The organism is Parasphingomonas halimpatiens (assembly GCF_036663795.1).
Lineage (GTDB): Bacteria > Pseudomonadota > Alphaproteobacteria > Sphingomonadales > Sphingomonadaceae > Sphingomonas.
The window spans coordinates 406,240-426,740 of sequence record NZ_JAXOJP010000001.1 but is presented as its reverse complement, the minus strand read 5'-3'; the positions used below and the strand labels follow the sequence as shown (position 1 = coordinate 426,740).

The 20,501-nt window shown below is 68.1% G+C and carries 27 protein-coding genes; 10 read left to right on the top strand and 17 right to left on the bottom strand.

The annotated features are described in order from the left end of the window. Positions 1 to 197: 197 nt before the first annotated feature. On the bottom strand, positions 198 to 362 hold the full coding sequence (locus U1839_RS02135; protein ID WP_332802023.1) for a hypothetical protein: 165 nt from the start codon (positions 360 to 362) through the stop codon (positions 198 to 200). Positions 363 to 458: 96 nt separating this feature from the next. Beyond that, positions 459 to 860 (bottom strand): low affinity iron permease family protein, encoded by a 402-nt coding sequence (locus U1839_RS02130; protein ID WP_332802022.1) that lies wholly within the window; start codon positions 858 to 860, stop codon positions 459 to 461. A gap of 516 nt (positions 861 to 1,376) precedes the next feature. Between U1839_RS02130 and U1839_RS02125 the strand changes: the two genes are divergently transcribed. Next, positions 1,377 to 1,673, top strand: a complete 297-nt coding sequence (locus tag U1839_RS02125; RefSeq protein ID WP_281129966.1) for a DUF167 domain-containing protein — start codon at positions 1,377 to 1,379, stop codon at positions 1,671 to 1,673. Then, the gene (locus U1839_RS02120; RefSeq protein WP_332802021.1) at positions 1,670 to 2,920 is read left to right on the top strand and encodes a SulP family inorganic anion transporter; all 1,251 of its coding nucleotides are present in this window, start codon (positions 1,670 to 1,672) and stop codon (positions 2,918 to 2,920) included. The genes U1839_RS02125 and U1839_RS02120 overlap by 4 nt, the downstream gene beginning before the upstream one ends. On the opposite strand, the gene U1839_RS02115 is transcribed toward U1839_RS02120, so the two are convergent. Next, complete coding sequence (locus U1839_RS02115) at positions 2,902 to 5,595, bottom strand: PAS domain S-box protein (RefSeq protein ID WP_332802020.1); 2,694 nt, start codon at positions 5,593 to 5,595, stop codon at positions 2,902 to 2,904. The genes U1839_RS02120 and U1839_RS02115 overlap by 19 nt on opposite strands. Then, entirely contained in the window at positions 5,592 to 6,260 is a 669-nt protein-coding gene (locus U1839_RS02110; RefSeq protein ID WP_332802019.1) for a response regulator transcription factor, read from the bottom strand. Before U1839_RS02110 ends, U1839_RS02115 begins: the two co-directional genes overlap by 4 nt. Before the next feature lie 236 nt (positions 6,261 to 6,496). Here U1839_RS02110 and U1839_RS02105 point away from each other — a divergent pair, with 236 nt between their 5' ends. Together U1839_RS02105 and U1839_RS02100 are read left to right on the top strand one after the other, a co-directional pair. Further along, the gene (locus U1839_RS02105) at positions 6,497 to 6,955 is read left to right on the top strand and encodes a hypothetical protein (RefSeq protein WP_332802018.1); all 459 of its coding nucleotides are present in this window, start codon (positions 6,497 to 6,499) and stop codon (positions 6,953 to 6,955) included. Then, positions 6,955 to 7,437: a GNAT family N-acetyltransferase gene (locus tag U1839_RS02100; RefSeq protein WP_332802017.1), complete on the top strand. Its 483-nt coding sequence runs from the start codon at positions 6,955 to 6,957 to the stop codon at positions 7,435 to 7,437. The genes U1839_RS02105 and U1839_RS02100 overlap by 1 nt, the downstream gene beginning before the upstream one ends. A gap of 27 nt (positions 7,438 to 7,464) precedes the next feature. On the opposite strand, the gene U1839_RS02095 is transcribed toward U1839_RS02100, so the two are convergent. Continuing rightward, complete coding sequence (locus tag U1839_RS02095) at positions 7,465 to 8,505, bottom strand: helix-turn-helix domain-containing protein (protein ID WP_332802016.1); 1,041 nt, start codon at positions 8,503 to 8,505, stop codon at positions 7,465 to 7,467. Positions 8,506 to 8,821: 316 nt separating this feature from the next. Here U1839_RS02095 and U1839_RS02090 point away from each other — a divergent pair, with 316 nt between their 5' ends. Further along, positions 8,822 to 9,877 carry a glycine zipper 2TM domain-containing protein gene (locus U1839_RS02090; RefSeq protein WP_332802015.1) on the top strand — a complete coding sequence of 352 codons (1,056 nt, stop codon included), beginning with the start codon at positions 8,822 to 8,824 and terminating at the stop codon, positions 9,875 to 9,877. A 112-nt stretch (positions 9,878 to 9,989) separates the two neighbouring features. On the opposite strand, the gene U1839_RS02085 is transcribed toward U1839_RS02090, so the two are convergent. Then, positions 9,990 to 11,000: a sensor histidine kinase gene (locus tag U1839_RS02085; RefSeq protein WP_332802014.1), complete on the bottom strand. Its 1,011-nt coding sequence runs from the start codon at positions 10,998 to 11,000 to the stop codon at positions 9,990 to 9,992. A gap of 263 nt (positions 11,001 to 11,263) precedes the next feature. Then, positions 11,264 to 11,695, bottom strand: a complete 432-nt coding sequence (locus tag U1839_RS02080) for a hypothetical protein (protein ID WP_332802013.1) — start codon at positions 11,693 to 11,695, stop codon at positions 11,264 to 11,266. Between the two features lie 201 nt (positions 11,696 to 11,896). Between U1839_RS02080 and U1839_RS02075 the strand changes: the two genes are divergently transcribed. Then, complete coding sequence (locus U1839_RS02075; protein ID WP_332802012.1) at positions 11,897 to 12,031, top strand: hypothetical protein; 135 nt, start codon at positions 11,897 to 11,899, stop codon at positions 12,029 to 12,031. An 18-nt stretch (positions 12,032 to 12,049) separates the two neighbouring features. Here the strand turns inward: U1839_RS02075 and U1839_RS02070 are convergent, their stop codons facing one another. From U1839_RS02070 to U1839_RS02060, 3 genes are all read right to left on the bottom strand, one after another. Next, entirely contained in the window at positions 12,050 to 12,466 is a 417-nt protein-coding gene (locus U1839_RS02070; RefSeq protein ID WP_332802011.1) for an MAPEG family protein, read from the bottom strand. Positions 12,467 to 12,553: 87 nt separating this feature from the next. After that, positions 12,554 to 13,009 carry a hypothetical protein gene (locus tag U1839_RS02065; RefSeq protein WP_332802010.1) on the bottom strand — a complete coding sequence of 152 codons (456 nt, stop codon included), beginning with the start codon at positions 13,007 to 13,009 and terminating at the stop codon, positions 12,554 to 12,556. A gap of 86 nt (positions 13,010 to 13,095) precedes the next feature. Beyond that, on the bottom strand, positions 13,096 to 13,275 hold the full coding sequence (locus U1839_RS02060) for a YgaP family membrane protein (protein WP_332802009.1): 180 nt from the start codon (positions 13,273 to 13,275) through the stop codon (positions 13,096 to 13,098). Between the two features lie 181 nt (positions 13,276 to 13,456). Between U1839_RS02060 and U1839_RS02055 the strand changes: the two genes are divergently transcribed. After that, positions 13,457 to 14,095 (top strand): DUF4893 domain-containing protein, encoded by a 639-nt coding sequence (locus U1839_RS02055; RefSeq protein ID WP_332802008.1) that lies wholly within the window; start codon positions 13,457 to 13,459, stop codon positions 14,093 to 14,095. Between the two features lie 32 nt (positions 14,096 to 14,127). Here U1839_RS02055 and U1839_RS02050 read toward each other — a convergent pair whose 3' ends face one another. After that, positions 14,128 to 14,274 (bottom strand): lmo0937 family membrane protein, encoded by a 147-nt coding sequence (locus U1839_RS02050; RefSeq protein ID WP_332802007.1) that lies wholly within the window; start codon positions 14,272 to 14,274, stop codon positions 14,128 to 14,130. A 159-nt stretch (positions 14,275 to 14,433) separates the two neighbouring features. On the opposite strand from U1839_RS02050, the gene U1839_RS02045 reads away from it, so the two are divergent. Beyond that, complete coding sequence (locus tag U1839_RS02045; protein WP_332802006.1) at positions 14,434 to 15,879, top strand: ATP-binding protein; 1,446 nt, start codon at positions 14,434 to 14,436, stop codon at positions 15,877 to 15,879. Between the two features lie 586 nt (positions 15,880 to 16,465). Here the strand turns inward: U1839_RS02045 and U1839_RS02040 are convergent. The 4 genes from U1839_RS02040 to U1839_RS02025 form a co-directional block, all read right to left on the bottom strand. Continuing rightward, the gene (locus U1839_RS02040; RefSeq protein ID WP_332802005.1) at positions 16,466 to 16,801 is read right to left on the bottom strand and encodes a hypothetical protein; all 336 of its coding nucleotides are present in this window, start codon (positions 16,799 to 16,801) and stop codon (positions 16,466 to 16,468) included. Positions 16,802 to 16,900: 99 nt separating this feature from the next. Continuing rightward, a complete protein-coding gene (locus U1839_RS02035) occupies positions 16,901 to 17,572 on the bottom strand; it encodes a site-2 protease family protein (protein ID WP_332802004.1) in 672 nt (223 codons plus the stop codon). A gap of 25 nt (positions 17,573 to 17,597) precedes the next feature. Further along, a complete protein-coding gene (locus tag U1839_RS02030) occupies positions 17,598 to 17,891 on the bottom strand; it encodes an energy transducer TonB (RefSeq protein ID WP_332802003.1) in 294 nt (97 codons plus the stop codon). Next, complete coding sequence (locus U1839_RS02025) at positions 17,822 to 18,400, bottom strand: hypothetical protein (protein ID WP_332802002.1); 579 nt, start codon at positions 18,398 to 18,400, stop codon at positions 17,822 to 17,824. The genes U1839_RS02030 and U1839_RS02025 overlap by 70 nt, the downstream gene beginning before the upstream one ends. Before the next feature lie 534 nt (positions 18,401 to 18,934). Here U1839_RS02025 and U1839_RS02020 point away from each other — a divergent pair. Then, positions 18,935 to 19,378: a hypothetical protein gene (locus U1839_RS02020; RefSeq protein ID WP_332802001.1), complete on the top strand. Its 444-nt coding sequence runs from the start codon at positions 18,935 to 18,937 to the stop codon at positions 19,376 to 19,378. 126 nt (positions 19,379 to 19,504) lie between these two features. Next, positions 19,505 to 19,633 (top strand): hypothetical protein, encoded by a 129-nt coding sequence (locus tag U1839_RS02015; RefSeq protein ID WP_332802000.1) that lies wholly within the window; start codon positions 19,505 to 19,507, stop codon positions 19,631 to 19,633. Between the two features lie 53 nt (positions 19,634 to 19,686). Here the strand turns inward: U1839_RS02015 and U1839_RS02010 are convergent, their stop codons facing one another. Next, complete coding sequence (locus U1839_RS02010) at positions 19,687 to 19,986, bottom strand: hypothetical protein (protein WP_332801999.1); 300 nt, start codon at positions 19,984 to 19,986, stop codon at positions 19,687 to 19,689. Between the two features lie 75 nt (positions 19,987 to 20,061). Beyond that, the gene (locus U1839_RS02005; protein WP_332801998.1) at positions 20,062 to 20,457 is read right to left on the bottom strand and encodes a PilZ domain-containing protein; all 396 of its coding nucleotides are present in this window, start codon (positions 20,455 to 20,457) and stop codon (positions 20,062 to 20,064) included. Positions 20,458 to 20,501: the final 44 nt, after the last annotated feature.

Below are 20,501 nucleotides of genomic sequence, written 5' to 3'. Positions count from 1 at the left end.
ACCATGAACGGGCGCGGTGATTCATACAGATCCCAGGGAGTCTGACTCTTTCAAGCCGCTCCCCTTCAGGCGAGGGGTTGGGGGTGGGGCCGGGCCGCAAGCGCGGCGTTCGGGGAGAGGCCCCACCCCAACCCCTCCCCTGAAAGGGAGGGGCTAAAGGTGCAAAGCCCGTGCGATGAGGTATCGGACAGATGGCGTCAGGGCGCGCCGTCGGGGCGGCTCTGTTCGCGGTCGGCGGCCGGATAATCCTCGGGCGTGGTCGTGCCGACATTGGGGCGGTTCTCGACCGGCTCGGGCGTGCGGCCGCCGGGGGTTTCGTGATCGGGGTTGTTTTCGATCGCGTCGTCGCGGGGACGGTCCATTTCCTGCTCTCCTTTGTAGCGGGCACGCACCGTGTGCCGCATCGTCTTACGCCAAACGCATGACCGGGCGGTGCAGGCGCACGCCTTACCCGACAATCACGAACGCTTGAGCAACTGCTCGACCGTCTCGCCGGTGGTATCGTCATTCTCGTCGATCTGCTTTTCGAGCGCGGTGCGGATCGCGCGGATCTGCTTGTCGGTGAGATGCTCGATGCCGACGAACTCGCCGCGCGCATTGTCGAGCGCGCGCAATATCTCGTCGAGCTTGGCCTGGATCGCGGCGCCGTCGCGGTTCTGGCTGTTCTGGATCAGGAACACCGCGAGGAAGGTCAGCACCGTCGTCGCGGTATTGACGATGAGTTGCCACGTATCCGAATAATGCAGCGCCGGGCCGCTCGCCGCCCAGACGATGATCAGCAGCGTCGAGATGATGAAAGCCGCCGGGGCGCCGAGATAGGATGCCGCGCGCGAGGCGATGCGGGTAAACATTTCGTCCATGTCATGACCTCGTCCAGTTGGGCGGAAGTGATGGATGGCTAATCTCGCGAACAAGTCATTTCGTTCCCGAACGAAAGGACGCGATGCGCTATCTATTGATGCATGTTGTGCGGTTTTTTCCGTGCCTCGCGCAACCCTCCCCGCTCTAACGGCGTTTGATGTCGCATGGTCGGAGGGCTGCACCTCCCCCCTTGTGCTGCGGCTCTCCGACCTACCGCACCATCGGCGCAAGAATGGGCCGGCAATCGGCCGGCGGCCAGCATCGCGCCCGGCGATACGCGCCCACCCACCAGAGCGTGCTGCGAATAGGTGGAAATCCGGCTATTCGCTATCAAGCACGCGACCACACAGAATCTGGAGCGATCTGCGTTTCCATCGAAATGCAGCTCGCTCCAGCCAATACGGGTCATCCCGCACTGGACAAGATGGGCCTCGCGCGCGCTATGACGTTGCGATGGGGCCATGCATGCAGAGACTCTATCACGCAGCGCGCCCTTGCCCGGCACGGTGCGGATAATGGCGCGTCCGCGACCCGCCACGCCGCCGCCTGCCGCGATTCTCGCGCTGGCCGATGCCGAGGGCCGGCTGGCGATCCGCGCGACACCCAATGCCCGCGCCGACGGCATCGCGCTGCCGGCCGAGGGCGCGGCACCCGTGCTCGCCATTCGCACCACCACGACGCCCGAAGACGGTCGCGCCAATGACGCCATTCTTGCCCAGCTCGCCGCCGCGCTGGGGCGGCCGCGCTCGGCCTTGACGCTGCTGCGCGGCGCGACGGCGCGAGACAAGCTGGTACGGATCGATTTGCCATGAAACCCAAGATCCTCTCCACCTTGCCCGGCTATACAAGGCGCCAGTTCGCCGGCGACGCGGTCGCGGGGGTGACCGTCGCGATGGTCGCGCTGCCGCTGAGCATCGCCATCGCCATCGCCTCGGGCGCGGCGCCGGCGGCGGGGCTGATCACCGCAGTGATCGGCGGTTTCCTGATTTCGGCGCTGGGTGGCAGCCGGGTGCAGATCGGCGGGCCGACCGGGGCGTTCATCGTCGTGGTCTATGGCGTGATCGCACGGCACGGATTCGACGGATTGCTGCTGGCGACGCTGATGGCCGGGGTGATCCTGCTCGTTGCCGGGCTGTTCCGCGCCGGGCGGCTGATCGCGCATATCCCCGAAGCGGTGATCGAGGGGTTCACGCTGGGCATCGCGATCGTCATCGCGACGAGCCAGCTCAAGGATCTGTTCGGCCTGTCGAGCGGCCCCTTGCCGGCCGATTTCCTGCCCAAGATCGAGATGCTGTGGGACGCGCGGGCGACGCTCAACCCGGCGGCGCTGGCGATCGGGCTGGCGACGATCGCGGCGATCTTCGCACTGCGCCGCTGGGCGCCGAAAGTGCCCGGGCTGGTGGTCGCGGTGACGCTGGCCAGCGCGGTGGTCGCGCTGCTCATGCTGCATGTCGACAGCGTCGGCTCGCGCTACGGCGCGCTGCCCGCCGGGCTGCCCTGGCCGCATCTGCCAACGATATCGCTGGCGGCGATCGTCGCGCTGCTGCCCTCGGCCGCGGTCATCGCCTTTCTCGCCGGGGTCGAGTCGCTGCTATCGGCGGTGGTGGCTGACCGGATGATCGGCGGCGCGCACCGCTCCAATGCCGAACTGCTCGCGCAGGGCGCTGCCAATATCGCCGCGCCGCTGTTCGGCGGGCTGCCGGCGACCGGCGCGATCGCGCGCACCGCGACCAATGTGCGCGCCGGCGGGCGCACGCCGGTTGCCGGCATGGTCCATGCGCTCGTCATCCTCGCGGTGATGATGGTGGCGGCGCCGCTGGCCGGTTATCTCGCCATGCCGGCGCTGGCCGGGCTGCTGGTCGTCACCGCCTGGACGATGAGCGAACCGCATCGCTGGCCCGAGCGATTGCGCGCGCCGCGCGCCGACCTCGCCTTGCTGTTTCTGACGATGGCGCTGACGGTGCTCGCCGACCTGACCGTGGCGATCGCCATCGGCACCGCCTGCGGCCTCGCGCTGCGCTACCTACGGCGGCGTGCCGGTCAGGCGGAAGCGCCATAGCGGCGCGCGATCGCGTCGAACCGCCGACGCGTCGCCGCCGCCGCACTCGCGATCGCCACGATGACCGCGGCGGCATCGCCCGCCGACATCTCGCGTCGCACCTGCCGCAACGCCGCAACGAGCGCCGCCGCGCCGATATTGGCGAGCGCGCCGATGCTGCGATGTGCGAGATCATGGGCGGCAGGGAAGTCGCCATCGCGCAGCACGCCGATGATCCGGTCGGGCGCCATCGATAGTTCGTCCTCGACCATCGCGAGAAAGCGCCCGGCAGCGCTTGTCCCGAGCTGGTCGAACAGCGTCGCGAGCACCGCCGGATCGATCACCTCGCACGGTATCGCGGCGCGGCCCGGCAACAGGGCAAGGCATTGCGCGAGGCGCGCGAAATCGACCGGCTTGGCCAGCCGTTCGACCGCCCCCACCGCACGCATGTCCGCCGCCATGTCGCTCAGCACGTCCGCCGACAGCAGGATGATCGGCGTCAGCGCCGCCGCGCCGCGCAGGTCGCGGATCGCGGCGCTTGCGGCAAAGCCGTCCATGCCCGGCATCTGCCGGTCCATCAGGATAACGTCGAACGCGCCTGACGCCGCCGCCGCCACCACGCCGGGCCCGTCATCAACGCAGTGCACGCGGTGACCGTGCCGGGTCAGCCAGGTCTCGAGCAACAGCCGGTTGGCGGGGTGGTCCTCGGCGACGAGGATGTCGCGGGCGACCGTCGCGGTGGCGGGGTCTGGTTCGGGGGCGACCGCCGCCGCGGCGGCGGGCAACGGCAGCACCAGTTCGAGGCACGACCCCGGCCCGGCTGTCTGTGCGACCTTCAACGTGCCGCCCATCGCCTCGGCGAGGGTACGGCTGATCGCGAGACCGAGCCCGGTACCGCCAAAGCGGCGTGCGATCGACGGATCGCCCTGCACGAACGGGCGGAACAACAGGACGTCGGCATCCGGCGGCAGCCCCAGGCCGGTATCGCGCACCGCAAACACCCATTCATCCCCATCGACCGGCGGCGTCACCCGCAATGTCACGGTGCCGCTCGCGGTGAACTTGATCGCGTTGCCCAACAGGTTGAACAGGATCTGTTGCAGCCGCTCGCCATCGCCCGTCAGCCGGGTCGGCCCATCCGCGAAATCGAGCAGGAGATCGAGACCCTTGGCGCGCGCCGCATGCCGAAACAGGTCGATGCTCGCCTCGACCGTGCCGCGCATGTCGAACGGTTCCGAGCGGATCGCCAGCTCTTTCGCCTGAATCTTCGAATAGTCGAGCACATCGTCGAGAATGCGCATCAGCGTGCGGGTCGAGCGGTCGAGGCTCGCGAACAGCGCGTCGCGCGTCTCCGCCGAGCTCTCGACGCGCAGCAGCTCGATCATGCCCATCACCCCGGTCATCGGGGTACGGATCTCATGGCTCATCGTGGCGAGAAAATCGGCCTTGGCGCGCTCGGCGACCTTGGCCTCGTCGAGCGCGGCGGACAGCCGCGCCTCGGTCGCGACATGCTCGCTGATATCCTGAAAGGTGCCGAACACCCCGAGCACGGTGCCGTCCGGCGCGCGGATCGTCTGCCCCTGCGACGAAACGTGCACGACCTCGCCATCGGGCCGCGACAGCCGCGCGCGATAGGAAAAGGGCGTTCCGTCGTTCAGCGCGACACCAAAGGCGTTGCTGACCATCGCCTGGTCCTCGGGATGATAGGCGGCCAGCGCCGCGCCGAGATCCGGTAACTGCCCCGGTTCGAGGCCATGGATGCGAAAGACCTGATCGGACCAGAAGATCTTGGCCTCGCGCGCATCGTAGCGCCAATGGCCGAGTTGCGCGGCGCGTTCGGCGAGCTGCAGCAGGCGGACATGCTCCTGCAGTCGCGCTTCGGTTGCCGCTGCGTCGAGTTCGGCCGCATGGTAGCGGGAAATGTCGCGCGCCACCGCAATCAACTCCAGCGGCGCGCGGCTGACCGGGTCACGCACCAATGTGTAGGAGGTTTCCATCCACACATAATTGCCGTCGCGGTGACGTTGGCGATAGCGCAGCACCGTGCCTTCATCGGACGACAACAGCGCGCGGAGCCCCTGCTCGACCGGGGCGCGATCGTCGGGGTGGACCTGGCCGAGCGGCGTCGAGCCGATCAGTTCCTCGGGCTCGAAGCCGAAAATCGTGCGACATGCCGGCGAAACGTACCGCCGTACCCCATCGAGATCGATGCGCGCGATGATGTCGCTGGCATGGTCGGCAAGCAGACGATAGGCGCGCTCGCTCTCGGCAAGCCTCCGCTCGGCGGCCCGCCGCTCGCCGACGTCGCGCGCGATCGTGGCGAAGCCGATGACCGCGCCGTCATCGTCGCGCACGGCATGGACGGCGACATCGGCCAGCAGGCGCGTACCGTCCTGGCGCAGCAGGCCGGCCTCCATGCGATAGCTGCCCTCGGCCGACGCGATCGCGAGAATGTCGGCGGCATCGGCACCGTCGGCGTCGGGGAACAGCCGGGCATAGGGCGTGCCGATGATGTCGGCGGGCGCATAACCCTTCATGCGCTGCGCCCCGCTGTTCCAGCTCAGGATCGTGCCGTCGCGCGCGATCATGAAGATGGCATGGTCGTCGATCGCGTCGGCGACCAGCGCGAAACCGCGCTCCGCTTCGCGCAGCGCCGGCTCCAATCCGGCGTGCCCGCGCGGCGCCGCGAGGTTCATGCCGGCACGGCACCGACATGGCGGGACGGCGTCGTATCGGCATCCACGTCGAGCTGGCGGAAGAGCAAGACGGCCTGGGTGCGGTTGGACACGCCGAGCTTGCGGAACGCCGCGGCGAGATGAGTCTTCACCGTCGCCTCGCCGAGCCCGAGATCATGCGCGATCTGCTTGTTGAGCTGGCCCGCCCGCAGCGCCATGACGACGCGCAGCTGGCCCGCGGTCAGCGTGTCGATCTTGTTGCGCAGCGTGCGCAGCGCACCCGTCGCGGGGTCGGCGGTCGGCAGTGGCTGGCGCTCGCCCGCGACCAGACGGCCGATCGCCGCCGACAGTTCGGCAAAGGGCAATGCCTTGGGCAGAAAGGCCGCCGCGCCAAGGTGCAGCGCCCGCGCCGCGGCGGAGGCGTCCTCGATGCTCGATATGATCGCGATCGGCACGCCCGGGAGAATCCGTTGCAGGCGCAGCAGGCCGGAAAAGCCCGACGCATCCGGCAACATCAGATCCAGCACGACGCAGCGATAGGCCGAACAACCGCGCGCGGCCTGTTCGGCGAGCTCCAGCGTCGCCACCTGATCGGCATGGATCGTCGGCAGCGCGACGCGGGCGGCCAGCGCGACCGCCTCGCTGCAGATCGGGTGATCATCGGCTATCAGGATTCTATCGACCACGATATCGCCCTCCCTCGTGACGCTGCCTGCCCGATCGTCGCAGGCGGCAGATTGCCTCGGCCCTGTCTCACCCATTCGGGCGAGAATGTCACTCATTTCGGTGATAATTTGTCCGGGCGCTGTTACCCGATGCGGGTTGTGGCGGCGGCGTGTCGGCGTGGCCCGCGTCGCCATTTGAAGATCGTCGCGCGTGCCGCTAGGCGGGTCGCGCCACCATATCGATCGGATCGCATGACGTGCCGCAATGGTCCTTCCTCATCCCGTTGCTATGGGTCGTCCTGGCAGTCGGCATTTCGGTCGCCTTCCGCCGGATCAACGACAAACCGATCATCCCGCGCCTCCCGACCGGCGCCCGCTTCGCCGAACGCATCGCTTCGGGACGATCGCTGCGCAGCATCATCACGCGGTTCGGCGGTGCCGGCAACTGCCTGATGGTGGCGGTGACCGGCGACCGGCTCGTCGTGACGCCGTTCTTTCCCTTCACGCTCATGTTCCTGCCCGAAATATATGGGCTCGAGGCGAGCATCCCCGGCGACGCGATCCGCGACGTGCGGTCGAGCACCAGCATGTTTCGTCGCGTCGTGGTCGTCGCCTGGGACCAGCCCGAGCGACAGGAAATCGAACTGCGCGTGCGCCGACCCGATGCGCTGATCGCCGCGCTCGAGGCGATCCGCCGGCCCGCACGGGCGCGATGATGGCGCGGGATCTCGCGTCCCGGCACACGCAGGCGGGCTATACCATCGCCGAGGTCGCGACGGCCGACGATGTCGCGGTCGTGCGCCTGCTGTTCCAGGCCTATGCCGATGGCCTGGGCATCGATCTCGGCTATCAGGATTTCGCCGATGAACTCGCCACGCCGCATGGCGCGCTGCTGCTGGCGCGCGATTTCGCCGGTACGCCGCTCGGTTGCGCGGCACTGCGCCCGCTCGGCGACGTCGGCGAGATGAAGCGCCTCTATGTCACGCGCGAAGCGCGCGGCATGGGGCTCGGCGTTGCGATGATCGGCGCTATCGTCGGCGCGGCGCGGCGGATCGGCTATCGCGCGGTGCGGCTCGACACCCTGCCCGACATGGCTGCGGCGCAGGCGCTTTATGCCGCCGCCGGCTTCCGCCCGATCGCGCCCTATTATGCCGGCGCGCCGCGCGGAATGCTGTTTCTCGAACTGACCCTGAGCTGAGGCGCATGCCACGACGCGGGGCCTGCGCTATTCGTCTGCCACATCGTCGAGCGCGGCGATCGGCGCCCCGATCACCAGCTTTCGCGCGCGCATCGCCGCGTCGCGATAGGGCGAGGGGCGCGCGATGAACTGGCGCGGGGTCATGCCGAGATAGCGCCGCGCGTCGCGCAGGAAGTGCGAGCGGTCGTAATAGCCGGGCGGGATCAGCGCATGGTCCGCTGCATTGCCGTGCTCGAGCAGCGGGACGAGCGCGCGCAGGAAGCGCGTGCGCATCATCAGCGTCTTGGGCGGAAAACCGAAATAGCGCTTCGACAAGCGGCGGACGCTGCGCTGGTCGATGCCGCGCGCCTCGGCCGCCGCGGTCAGGTCGCTGATATCGTGGTCGGCGATCAGCGCCATGATCTCGGCGATCATCGCCTCGTCGCGATGCGGTTGCGCCATCTGCCGCGTGAAAAAACCATCGAGCACCTCTTTCACCTCGCGTGCGCGGTCCGACGCCGCCAGCGCGGATGCCAACCTGGCCGCCACGGCCGGCTTCATCACCGCGCCGAGCGATGTCACCTGGTCGCGCAGGCGTTCCGCCGGCACCCTGAACAAGCGCGCCCAGCCGAGCGGGCTGACATCGATGCCGATGGTCACCCCGCCCTGCGCCGTCACCGGCATCGCCCGGCTGGTCACCCCATAGAGCACGGTCGCCGGTAGCGGGGCGAAGTCCTTCGCGCCGAGCTTAACCCTGACCGGACCATCGGCCATCACGATCCAGATCTGCGCCCAGGCCGGCAGCATCCACTCGACCGTCCCCGGCCATTGGCCCGGCGCGGAATCGAACACGGCATAGCTTGTCAGGTGCCGACGCAACGCCGCTACAGGCCGCTCATAGCGCAAGGCGGTATGCGGCGGCAGGCCGAAGTCGGCAGCCGAAATGCCGGGTGCGTCCGATCCGCTCTCGATCATCGCGCGCGCGGCCGATCGAAGCCCGGTACGCGCGACCGGCGCCTCCCCCCTGCGGACGGCGTCGCGCTGTGCATATGTCTTGTCCCCCCAACCAGCCGAATCGCTTTCGGTCATGCGGCAAGAGGTGAGCGCGAACTGTGTTGATGACAAATAATAAATTGCCACAAAAACGTCATTTTGATACGCTTTTTCAATAGTTTCGTTGCAACACCGAAACGACTGACAGGCGTCGCACCTGCCGCAATGCCGAGCGCGCACCCGGTGATTTGTCCGTCACCAGGGAATATCGGTCAGCGCAACGTCGGCCTTTCTCCGGGCGCCTGCAGGGCAACATGGGTTGATATAAATTGTCATCACCGGAACATTCCCGACCGCCGGCCGGTTATCGCGCCAACGGCTGACATGCTTTCGGCCGGGGAGCGACATTTTCATGAAGAAGACATTTTTCGCGCTGAGCCTCGCCGCGACCGCGCTCGTCCCGGCTGCGGCGCTCGCGCAGACATCGTGCGAACAGCAGCGCAGCACGCGGGTCGTCGCCACCGTCGGCGGCGCCGGTGTCGGCGCGCTGGTCGGCAGCAGCGTCGCGGGGCGCGGTGATCGCACGCTCGGCGCGATCATCGGCGGCATCGGCGGCGCGGTACTCGGCAACCAGATCGCGCGACCGAGCGACGAGTGCCGGCGCGCTTATGGCTTTTACGATCGCGACGCGCGCTGGCACGCCAGCGCCAACCCGCGCGGCAGCGTGACCGGCTATATCGACCGCGACGGCCAGTGGGTCGATGGCGCGCCCAATGGCTATTATGGCAGCGACGGTCGCTGGCAGGCCAATGGCGGCGCCTCGGGCGAACGCGGATATTACGACGCGTCGGACCGTTGGGTGCCGGCCGGCGCCAGCGGCTATTATGGCAGCGGCGACCAGTGGATGCCGGCCATGGCGCCCGGCCATTACGAGCGTGGCGGCACCTGGGTTTCCGGCCGCGTGTCGGGCCACTATGATCGCAACGGCACCTGGATCGGCGGCAGCGCACCGAGCCGCCAGCAGCCCGACGGCAGCTGGAGCAATGCCAGCGCGCCCGGCTATTACGACGCGCGCGGCGGCTGGCATGCCGGCGCGACCAGCGGCTTCTACGACGGCAACGGCCGCTGGGTGGCGACCGACGGCAGCGTGACGTTCAACGCCGACACGCGCGGCCGCGACGGTTACGGCGATGGCCGCGACCATATGGGCCGCGGCGACCGCCCCGCCGATCTGCGCGGCCAGATCGGCTGGCTCGATCGCAACGTCCGTCACGCGCTCGATAGCGGCGCGCTGAACCGACGCGACGGGCGTCGCCTGCTCGGCGACGTGCAGATGCTCGATCGCCAGGAGCGCGGCATGCGGCATTATCGCGGCAACCTCTCGCCGCGCGACGACGCAACGATCCGCGCCGGGGTCAACCGGCTGTCGGCGAGGCTCGACGCGCGCGCGTCGCGCCGCACGAACTAACCGACGGATCGGCCGAGCACCCCCCCCGCTCGGGCCGGTCTGTCGGGGATGGGAAGGTCCGGGTACGGTGGCTGTCGCGAGACAGGCACCATGCCCGGACCTTTTCGCCGTTTCAGGGGTGCGTCACCGTCACGCGTGTGCCCGGATTGGCCGATCGCACCACGACATGCGCGCGCAGCTTGTCGGCCAGCGCGCTGACGATGCTCGTGCCGAGCCCGTGCCGGATCATCGACGCGGGCGGCATGCCGATCCCGTTATCGGCGACCGTCAGCACCCAGTCGTCCCCGCTGGCGCGATAGTCGATCTCGATCCGGCCTGAGGGGTTATCGCCGGGAAAGGCATGCTTGATCGCGTTGATCGTCAATTCGGTCACGATCAAACCGAGACTGATCGAGCGAGCGGCGTCGATCACGCTGTCGTCACCATCGACATGGATCGAAACCCGCTTGCTGTCGTGGATGATCGCCGCGGTGATGCTCGTGCCGAGCTCGCGCAGATAGGGCAGAACGGCGACCTGCGACCCCGCGCTTGCCGCGAGCTGACGCTGCAAGCCGGCGATCGCGATGACACGGTGATGTGCATCGATCAACGGCGTGCGGCTGTCTTCGCTCGCGACACGTCGCGCGATTTGCATCAGGATGCTGGCGATGATCTGCAGGCTGTTGGCGACGCGGTGCTGCAACTCCTGGTGAAGCACTTCCTTCTCGCACACCAGAGCCTCGAGCCGGCGCCGCTCCTCGCTGATCGCGGTGACATCGGTGAGTTGCAGCATCAGTCGCACCGGCAGCGTCACGTCGAGCCGCTGGGCATGCGCCATCAGGCGGCATGGGTCGTGACCGGGGCGGATGAGGTCGAGCGCGACGTCGTCGCCGTCATCGCCGGCGAGTTCGGCGGCGAGCAGATCGCGCAACGGCGCGAGATCCCATATGCCGCCGCCGATCGCGTACAGATTCTCGCCGATGATCTCGCCCGGCACGAACCCGTAAGCGCGACAGAAGGACAGGCTGGCCGCCACGACGCGGGTCTGCTCGTCGAGGACGAGCAAGGGTGTTCGCGCGGCCTGGATCAGCGCCGTGCCGAGATCGGGTGGGGCGGTGGACGACGATATCGTGGATGATGCCATGGCAGGAGCCTTCCCAGCAGGAGACTCGCCATAGGGAAAGCCATATCCGGCTGTACTGCGTCGCGGTCGATCATCGGAACCACGACACGATCAACCTGCTAGCACGCCGGCGCGCGCGACCCAAACGCCGTCTCGGACGCGACCACCGGCGCGAGGGAACCGCTCAGCCGAGAATCAACGCGTCGGCATTGACATGATAGCCGGCCAGCACGGCATGTCCGTCGTCGATGCGGTAGACGAAATTTTCTGCCGCCGGGCCATGCTCATAGCTCGCCTGGTAGTTGATCGTGATGAAATGGCCGGCGGGATTGATATTGTCGTTCCAGCCGACCGACGCGCCCGAGCGGAAGTGTACCAAGCTTGCGGTGAACCGCCGCCAGCAAGGCGACGAGGCGCGGTTGCGGCGTCGTTTCCTTCATATCCTTCGCCGAGCCGGCATAGATCGGATCGAACTGTCCGGCGTTGAGCGCGGCGTGAAAGCGGTCGATCGCCTTGTTCGCCAGCGGCACATCCTCGCCGGCCGAGCAGCCGGCCAGCGCCAGCGCGCCGAACATTGCCCCCCATTTTGTCATCGCCCAGCGCCGCATCGTCCTGCCCCGCATCATCCTGCCCCTTGTCGCGTCATGTGCGGCGAGACTGACATGGCGCAGCCCGCCCGACAATTGCCAATGATCGGCCTTCGCAACCGCGCGCATGCTCGCGCGTTGATGAGGTAACAACCGGGAAGGAAAAGGGATGTTCGCACGCGCTGCACGCCGCGGGCCGGCGCGCGCGGCTTGCGCGTGAGGCTACGCTCGGTCACCGCGTGGCTCGCCGCGACAGCGCGGGGCCGGCGTGCGGTCCCGGCGGGAGCGGAACCGACGCCATCGTCCGAAACACCGCCCGATCGCGAACGGGTGGCTGCCGTCGGCGAGGTACTGCAAGCGTGCTTTCCCGACCCCGAGGAGCCGCTCGACGATCATCTCACCGCGCTGATGCTGCGCTTGTCCATCGACCCGACCGAACCGACCCCGAAGCGACGCAAGCGCTGAGCGCTGGAGGTCGCCGTCTCAGGCCCAGCCGAGCGCGGCGCGGATCACCCCGCCGATCGCCAGCGCGAGCAGCGCGACGATGGCAAGGCCGCTGATCATCGCGCCGATCGCCCGGCTCTTCGGATCGCGCATGTAACTGCGCAGATAGAGGATGCGGCCCGCAACCCAGGCGAGCCCGACCATCGGCGCGATCCAGATGCCGGGCATCGGGAACAGCGCCGTCAGCCATAGCAGCGGCAGGAATGCCGCCATCTGTTCGAGCGTGTTCATCTGGACGCGGAACGCGCGCTCGAAGGTCGGGTGGCCGACCGTCGCCGGCGCGGCGACCTGGAAGCGGGTCCGATAGCTGCCGACGCGCATGGCGGCGTAGAGATAGAACATCACCGCCAGGATCGTCACGATCGCCGACAGGAGCGGCGCGGTCAGTGGTGTCATGGCGTGCTTCCCCAAGCTGCGCGCCCCCCGGCGCACGACCGTTGTAGCAGGTCCGGCGCGACAGGTAACCCGCAACGGGAACGACGGTCAGGCCGCTACGCGTCGCTCGCCTTCGTCGTCGTTGCGCGCAACGGGTCGTGCCGGCCGCGGCGAGCGGCGCGCGCGGCGCATCCCGGCGCCGCGACGCAGCGGGCGCCGTCGCGCGCCGCGCCACGCACCGCGCAGCCCGCGCATCCGCACCGTCGCGCCAGCAAGGGCGACGGCGGCAGCGATGTCGAGATAGCTGCTGACCTCGAAGGTGATGAGCCAGCTGCTTGCCTCGGGCGCCATCATGCCGAGCAGCGCAAGGCCATCGCCGCGCATCAGGGCGATGACGAGCGTGGCGACAGCGCACAAGGTCAGCATCAGCAGGACATGGCCCGCAGTGACGCGATCGAGGCGCCGCGCCACCGCGACGACGAGATGACGGTGGAGAAAGCGGCCGGTCGGCGTGTTGGGGGCGAACAACAGCGTGAACGTCACCACCAGCATCAGAATCGTCACCGGCACGTCCCCCGTCGTCGACGACGCGAAGATAAGCCCTTTCCGCCTTGCCGCAACCGCAAGGCATGTCCGGGCGCCGCGCGATGCTATGCGCCGGTGCGGAAGCCGAACAAGTGATAGGCCGGGCAATAGCCCGACAGGCCGGTGGCGAGCGGCACGATGCCGATCAGGCCCCAAGGGGTGTGCGGGCCGACAAACACCAGCGCCAGCAACACCAGACCGACGACGATACGCAGGCTGCGGTCAAGACGGCTCTCATTGACCATGACGACGGACTCCCCAACCCCGGCAAAATCGCCGGACAGGGTCGATCTGCGCCGCGCGCCGCACGCGCGCCATCAGGGAAAGTCCCTAGCTGGCGCCTGGCGGGCGAAAGACGGATCTTTACCCTTTGTTAACGATTGGGGCGTTAACCTTTCGGTAATCTCTGGAATCGGAACGAACGCCATGTACCGCCTCGCCCTCGCCCTCGTCCTGGGCGGCGCGCTGTCCGGCTGTGCCGCAACGCAGCATCGACCGCGCCCGACCGGCATCATCGAACCATCGGCCGCCACCTGGCGGACGACCGTCGATGTCGGCGATGCCGTGGCGATCGACGCGATGGCGGCGCGCTGGACGGCGGCCCGCGCCAGCGCCGGGACGCGCGCGGCACGCGCCATTGCTGCCGAGGGCGCATTGCTCGCCGGGCCGGCGCTCGACCATCCCGCACCGACCCCCGGCCCCTATCGTTGCCGGCTGGTGCGGATCGGATCGGCGGCGGGCCATGCGGGAATGCGCAGCTTTCCGGGCACGACATGTTTCGTTGGCGGCGATGCCGGCAATCAGCTCAGTTTCAGCAAGCCGGGCAGCGACATGCCGAGCGGCTGGCTCTACCCCGACGATGTGACGACGCGTTATGTCTTTCTCGGCGCGCGACAGCACCGCGCGAGCGGTGGACTGGCCTATGGCACCGACCGGACGCGCAATCTCGCCGGGGTGATCGAGCGAATCGGGACGTTCCGCTGGCGCCTCGTCATCAAAGGCACCGCGCCCGACTCGCTCGACATCTACGACCTCACACCGATCGCGGGTGCGCCGACAAAATAGCGGCGGCGGCGAACCCGCCGCCGACCGCCGCGCTAGACGACGCGGCGACCCTGAATCAGGCGCACGACGACGACGATCAGCGCGATCACCAGCAGCAGGTGGATGAGCCCGCCGCCGATATGAACAGCGAAACCGAGTGCCCACAGCACCAGCAGCACGACGACGATGGTCCAGATCATGATATTCTCCTCCGGCGGACGCGTGCCTCAAATGGCCCCAGGGCGCGCCGCAGGGTGAAGGACGCGCCAGACGGCAGGTTGTTCCGGCAGCGACACTTTGTCAACGAGCGCCACTCCCCCCTTGCCCCACCCTACCCGCATCGCGCATGCGCATCCGATATGACGTTTCAGGTGGATATGGGTGTCGACGGCGCCGGCAAGGCGGTGTGCGTCGATCTGGAGGAGCTGCTCGCCACGCGGTTGCTCGTCCAGGGCAATTCGGGGTCGGGCAAGTCGCATCTGCTGCGTCGGCTGCTCGAGCGCAGCGCCGCGCAGGTGCAGCAGATCATCATCGATCCCGAGGGCGACTTCGTCACGCTCGCCGGGCCGCACGGCCATGTCGCGATCGAGGCGGTCGATTATGCCGCGGGCGAGATTGCGCGCTTCGCCGCGCGCTGCCGCGAGCATCGCACCTCGGTGGTGCTGAGCCTCGAGGGGCTCGAAATGGAGGGGCAAATGCGCTGCGCAGCCTCCTTCCTCTCCGGCCTGTTCGACGCGCCGCGCGAGCATTGGTTTCCCGCGCTGGTGGTGGTCGACGAGGCGCAGATCTTCGCGCCGGCCGCCGGCGCCGAAATCAGCGAGGAAGTGCGCCGCGCCTCATTGGGAGCGATGACCAATTTGATGTCGCGCGGGCGCAAGCGCGGCCTCGCCGGGATCATCGCGACGCAGCGGCTCGCCAAGCTGAGCAAGAATGTCGCGGCCGAGGCGAGCAACTTCCTGATGGGCCGCACCTTTCTCGACATCGACATGGCGCGCGCCGCCGACCTGCTCGGCATGGAACGGCGCCAGGCCGAGCAGATCCGCGACCTGCAGCGCGGCACCTTTCTCGGGCTCGGCCCGGCGATCGCGCGGCGCCCGGTGACGGTGCGGATCGGCCCCGTCGAGACCTCGGCGCGCAGTTCGAGCCCGACGCTCGTTCCGCTGCCCGATGCGCCGGCCGGCGATATGCGGCAGTTCCTGCTCGCCGGGCTGGAGGAGCCGTTGCCGCCCCCGCCGCCCACCCCGGTCCACCGCCCACCGCCGGCCGCGCAATTGCTGCGCGACCTCGCCGCGACGCCGGTCGCCGAGATCGAGGAAGTGGAGGTCGACCCGGCCGAACTCGACGCCAAGATCGCCGACGTGCTGCGCGACATCGTCGCCGACAGCGACAGCGCGACGCGTGCCGCGGCGGTGCTGTTCCAGGATTTCCAGGTGCGCTGCCGCATGGCCGGGGTGAAGCGCCCGCCGCTCGACACCTCGGGCTTTGCCCGGCGGCTGGCGGCGGCACGCGCCGGAATCTATGACGGGCTCGACGAGGAATGGGCCCCGGCGCTCGCCGCGGCGCAGGGGCTGCCCGACGACCTGCTCGGCGTGTTCCTGCTGATCGCCCGCGCCGCGCGCGAAGGGCTGCCCTGCCCCGACGACGCGGCGATCGCGCGCACCTATGGCACCAGCTCGCTCGGCCGTGCGCGCCGCGTGGTGGGTTATATGGAAGCGCGCGACATCCTCGTCACGCGCACCGACCTGTCGGGCCGGCGCTCGATCACGCTGCCGGCGCTGGGGTGGACGACGGCGGTGAGCGGGTAGCGGCGGGCACCGCGTTGGAAGCCTGCAGAGGCGGCCACGTGGCCGACCAGCCAATGGTTCTCAGATGTCAATTTCTGCGGATATGCTGACACAACTAACGGGAACAACATATTCCTGCCAGAACCCTGAGCCACTATTGAATCCTGCCAACCTTATATTTTCATGATCGCTCGACCATTCACAAATCTCACGAAGTCCGGTCTCTCGCTCGGGGTCCACATCGATCCACGCGCGATTGACATATTGGCGTGATCGGACCTCCCCTGAGGCAAGGCATTCCACGACAATCGCTGTTCGAGTAAGGCCCGAGCCTTCGATGAAGATGCCGTCGCTGACAAAATTTAGAACGCTTCCGTCAAACCGAAAATTGCTGATTTGGCAATCGGGAAAGGATAGGTCTCCGCGACGTTCGAATGAGATTTTCCTGAGCATAGTCATACAGCCAACTACCATCTTGCTATGCTCAGTGAACCACCATTTCGGGACCACTTTCGCGCATTGCTCCATCACGCCGATAGCGATTTTTGGGTCGGCCTCCGCCGCCCCTATCACCCATGGCTGAGACCGAAGCGGATTATAGGTCCGGCTACCCGACGCGATACCCCAGCGCGGTGAATTGCTGGTCGAACCAGTAATAGCCCGCCGCCCCGGCGACGGCGACGATCGCCATCAATATCCAGCCCGCGCGGGTGAAGGACTTGGTCTCCGCGTTGCGATAGGGCCATTTCGCGCCGCCGATGACGAAGAAGATCCCGAACACCAGCGCCATCGGCACGAGCACGAAGATCCGCACATCATATTTGACCTCGGACGCATGGGCATAGGCGGCCTGCAGCGGCTTGATGATGAACAGCCAGCCAAAGCCGGCCGCCACCGCGATCGCCAGCACGCCGCCGAGACGGTATTTCAGATCCTGACCCATCAGCTTTCCCCCGTTTCCCCGCCGCGAAGGATCGACGATATGGCGCGTTTTGGCAAGGTATCGGTTGCGTAACGATCGCGCCGCACTTCAGCGCCGGCACTAGCGCAACCGTTTGTGCCAGCGCCACAAATCGAGGATGCGATCGCCATCGCTACCGCCATAGGGGATCAGATTGGCGAGACCGAGGCCCCCTGACAAAATGGCGAAGGCGGCCAGCAGGGTCGACCAGACGAACGGGCCACTGTCGCGGACGGGCCGCGTGGCGAGCCACTGGCGAACCTCCTCGTCGCTGGGCAGGCGGCCGGCGTGGATCGCGGCGACCGTCGCCGTATCGCGTTCAGCCGGCGTCGTCGCCCGATGGTCGAGACCGGCCGCCATCATCCCCGCAAGCAACGCCAGCACGAGGTTGGCGAGCGGCCCGGCCGCGGCGATGATCGCGTGCTTGCGTCGCGCGTCGACACGGTCGAGCGTGTAGCTGACATAACCGCCGAGATCGCCCCGCCCGCCGCGCCCGCTCAGGTCGAGCCGCAGCGGGTGCAGGCGGAGGCGAAAGGGCAGCGCGACGATCGCGCGGATCCGCGCACCGACGAGATGCGCCACGACGGCATGCGCCAGTTCGTGGCCGAGGATCGCAACGAAGGTCAGCAACGCGGCGACGATGATGCTCGCCAGCACGCCGCCGGGCATCCGCAGCGCGCCGAGCGCGGCGTACATTGCGAGGCTGGTGAGCAGAAGCAGCGCCTGGGCGATCAGGCGCAGACCGAAGGTCACGCCGCGACCAGATCGCGCGGGCGCGTCACGACTCCGGCAGGACCCAGCGCACCGGAACGATCAGATGCGATGCGACGGGGTGGCCGGCCAGATCGAGCGCGGGCGAGAAGCGCCCCTGCGTCCGCAGGATGGCGCAGGTCGCGGCGTCGAGCGACGGGCTTTTGCTGGTGGCGACGATCGTGCATTTTTCCACCCTGCCGGTGACCGCGATCGACGCGACCGCGACGACCCTGCCCTGCTCGTGCGCACTTACCGCCGCCGCGGGATAGGCATGGGAGTCGAAGAAGCGGCCGGGATTGCCGCTGGCCGGCTTGGACAAGGTCGAGCGTTCGTGCATCTCGATGCCCAGCCCTTGAGCAGATCGGCCTGGCAGCTCGCGAGCACCTCCATCCCGCCGCTTATGCCGGGAACGGCAAGCCGATAGGCATCCTTGCCGAGGCGCAGGCTGATCGCCGTTGCCTTTTCGAGGCCGTCGAGCGCGGTACCGTCGAAATACATCGTCGCGACACGCACGGGCTGGTTCGGCGGCGTGAAGCGCTGGTACGTCCCGCTCGTCGGCGGCCCCCCGGGCGACAGCGCGATCTCGGCCTTGCCCTCGAATATGGTGGCGCCCGTGCCCGGCGTGAACAGCGCAACCTGGGTCTCGGTGCTCATCGGCAAGGGGCGCAGCGCCAGCGTCACCTTGCCTGCGCCCGTGTCGTACTCGTGCGACAGGATGCACATGGTGTCGGCATATTCGACGCGCCATTTGCCGGTCGGCACGAGTGCGGCGGGTTCGGCAGGGGCAGCGGCCTGGGCCGCAGTGGCGAGGAGGAGCGCGAAGAGCATCGCGCGAACATGGCACGACCGCCCCGGGCTGAACAGGCACGTCGTCGAACATGTGCAAGGGGATGCGTGAGCACGACCGGGCGGTCGGAGGCGTTGGCCGCCCGGTCGGCTCGCTCGGGAGGGGGGCCCCCGAGTGCTGTGGCGGCGGATGCGAACCGAGTCGGATCTGCCGGCCCCCAACAAGTAGGTGACGCCGGACAACGATGCGCTTCCGGAATAATACGCTAGCCGAAAGGCTGAGACACCGGCCGCCGGCCGGAACCAAAATCGCCACCGTGCGTCTCATCCCCGCCAACCGGCTCCGGGCTTCACGCCTTTGGACGGCGTAGAAACCAGGCCGGCGCCGGACAGCATCCTGTCGGTCTGGTTTTTTGCCGTACGGCGCGCCGGCGGCCATCCCCATCGAAAGCACGGCATGAACGGATGCTGCAAGGTCCGTTCCGGGCCCATACAGCCGGCGCGCGCCATAGCTCTTTCCATGCCGAAACGAGCGCGCCGACCCGGCGCCGGCCGTGAAGCAAACGGGAGCAGCGCATGACGAGCATCTTCACCAAAACGGCCCTGACACTCGCGCTCGGCGCCTCCGCGCTCACGGTTGCCGCGCCTGCCGAGGCGCAGCGTTACGGCGGGCACCGCGGCCATGACGGCGGCGGCACCGCGATCATCGCGGGCATTGCCGGGCTGGCGATCGGCGCCGCCATCATCGCGAGCACCAGCCATCGCCGCGACGATCGCGACGCGGCGCGCTATAATGGCAGCGACGGCTATTATGACGACGTCGATGGCGAGCGGGACGGCTATTATCGCGACCAACGCGGCGATCGCGACGGGCAATATCGCCGCGACGGCGGCTATCGCGGCGACGGCTATGGCGATGCCTATGGCCGTGGCGAATACCGTCGCGACGGCCGGTGCCATGTCGAGACCCGCTGGGATCGCGACGCCGGCGAGCGCGTGATGGTGCGGATCTGCCGCTAAGGAAAATGGGATTGGCGCGTCGGCCGGTGGCGGCGCGTCGATCACCGCTTTCCTGCAAGAGAGCAACGGGTTACCAAGCCGACGGCGTCAGCCGATACGTCGGCTGCGCTTGGGGGAATGGGTGAGATGTCGCTGGAAAACCGAATGGGCGACCCGCGCGGCGCCGGCTTTTTCTGGGGATTGCTGATCAGCCTCGCGGCGGTCGCCACGATGCTGTGGATCGCGGCAAAACTCTATTTCGACCTCAACAACTGAAAATCGCGTACGAGGCGGCGGCCGGTCTCGCGACCGGCCGCCACGCGTTTATCCTACCAGCACTGGCGGATGCGGCGATGATGGCGCCAGACGGTGCGGCAACGGCGCTGATGGCCCCAGCTGCGGCGATCGCGACGCTCGACATGGCGCACGTCGCGATGGACACGGACGTCACGACGCACCTCGTCATGCCGCATCCGATCGTTGTGCACCTGGCCTGGCGCCATCGCGCCGTCATGCCGCATGCCCTGCTCGGACGGGGGCGGGCCGCGATCCTGCGCCGTGGCCGCGCCGCTCAGCCCGGCCGTGCCGGCGACGAAGGCCAGTGCCATCGCGATGGTGGTGAATTTCATGCTCGCTCTCCTCTTCCTGTCGATGGGAGGGCTAACGCGCGCGGCAGGATTTCGGGTCCGTAACGGTGCGGAAAATTATCGTCCGGCGAGGCTCACGATATGATCGAACACCGCCGGATAGAGCGCGCGATGGAAGCGGCAGCCATAATGGCGGTCGCGATGCCAGGCGACGACCGCCTCGAGCGGCGCCAGGCTGGGAATGGCAAGCCAGACGGTCGACCCCACGGTCAGGCGATAGACGGTCTCGATCTGGAAGCCGGTTTCCGACAGATCCTTGACCTCGACCGCAAGCCGGTCGCTGCCCGGCGGGCGCAGCTGTGCGCGAATCGCCACCGACTTGCGCGCCGCACGCCGGGCTTCCTGCTCGACCGCCTCCGCGGCCCGGCGCCCGTCCTGCTCGAAAATATCGGCAAGGCGGCGCGCTTCCTGCTCCTTCGCGGCGCGGAACGTATCGGGCGTCCACTGAAACATGACGTCCACGCTAGCGCGACGACGTTAAGGAATTGCCACCGCCC

Coding starts and splice junctions, on each gene's coding strand:
- U1839_RS02135 (WP_332802023.1), bottom strand. CDS start 362: ATGGACCGTCCCCGCGACGACGCGATCGAAAACAACCCCGATCACGAA.
- U1839_RS02130 (WP_332802022.1), bottom strand. CDS start 860: ATGGACGAAATGTTTACCCGCATCGCCTCGCGCGCGGCATCCTATCTC.
- U1839_RS02125 (WP_281129966.1), top strand. CDS start 1,377: ATGGCGCGTCCGCGACCCGCCACGCCGCCGCCTGCCGCGATTCTCGCG.
- U1839_RS02120 (WP_332802021.1), top strand. CDS start 1,670: ATGAAACCCAAGATCCTCTCCACCTTGCCCGGCTATACAAGGCGCCAG.
- U1839_RS02115 (WP_332802020.1), bottom strand. CDS start 5,595: ATGAACCTCGCGGCGCCGCGCGGGCACGCCGGATTGGAGCCGGCGCTG.
- U1839_RS02100 (WP_332802017.1), top strand. CDS start 6,955: ATGGCGCGGGATCTCGCGTCCCGGCACACGCAGGCGGGCTATACCATC.
- U1839_RS02095 (WP_332802016.1), bottom strand. CDS start 8,505: ATGACCGAAAGCGATTCGGCTGGTTGGGGGGACAAGACATATGCACAG.
- U1839_RS02090 (WP_332802015.1), top strand. CDS start 8,822: ATGAAGAAGACATTTTTCGCGCTGAGCCTCGCCGCGACCGCGCTCGTC.
- U1839_RS02085 (WP_332802014.1), bottom strand. CDS start 11,000: ATGGCATCATCCACGATATCGTCGTCCACCGCCCCACCCGATCTCGGC.
- U1839_RS02080 (WP_332802013.1), bottom strand. CDS start 11,695: ATGCGCGCGGTTGCGAAGGCCGATCATTGGCAATTGTCGGGCGGGCTG.
- U1839_RS02070 (WP_332802011.1), bottom strand. CDS start 12,466: ATGACACCACTGACCGCGCCGCTCCTGTCGGCGATCGTGACGATCCTG.
- U1839_RS02060 (WP_332802009.1), bottom strand. CDS start 13,275: ATGGTCAATGAGAGCCGTCTTGACCGCAGCCTGCGTATCGTCGTCGGT.
- U1839_RS02055 (WP_332802008.1), top strand. CDS start 13,457: ATGTACCGCCTCGCCCTCGCCCTCGTCCTGGGCGGCGCGCTGTCCGGC.
- U1839_RS02050 (WP_332802007.1), bottom strand. CDS start 14,274: ATGATCTGGACCATCGTCGTCGTGCTGCTGGTGCTGTGGGCACTCGGT.
- U1839_RS02045 (WP_332802006.1), top strand. CDS start 14,434: ATGACGTTTCAGGTGGATATGGGTGTCGACGGCGCCGGCAAGGCGGTG.
- U1839_RS02040 (WP_332802005.1), bottom strand. CDS start 16,801: ATGGGTCAGGATCTGAAATACCGTCTCGGCGGCGTGCTGGCGATCGCG.
- U1839_RS02025 (WP_332802002.1), bottom strand. CDS start 18,400: ATGCTCTTCGCGCTCCTCCTCGCCACTGCGGCCCAGGCCGCTGCCCCT.
- U1839_RS02020 (WP_332802001.1), top strand. CDS start 18,935: ATGACGAGCATCTTCACCAAAACGGCCCTGACACTCGCGCTCGGCGCC.
- U1839_RS02015 (WP_332802000.1), top strand. CDS start 19,505: ATGTCGCTGGAAAACCGAATGGGCGACCCGCGCGGCGCCGGCTTTTTC.
- U1839_RS02010 (WP_332801999.1), bottom strand. CDS start 19,986: ATGAAATTCACCACCATCGCGATGGCACTGGCCTTCGTCGCCGGCACG.
- U1839_RS02005 (WP_332801998.1), bottom strand. CDS start 20,457: ATGTTTCAGTGGACGCCCGATACGTTCCGCGCCGCGAAGGAGCAGGAA.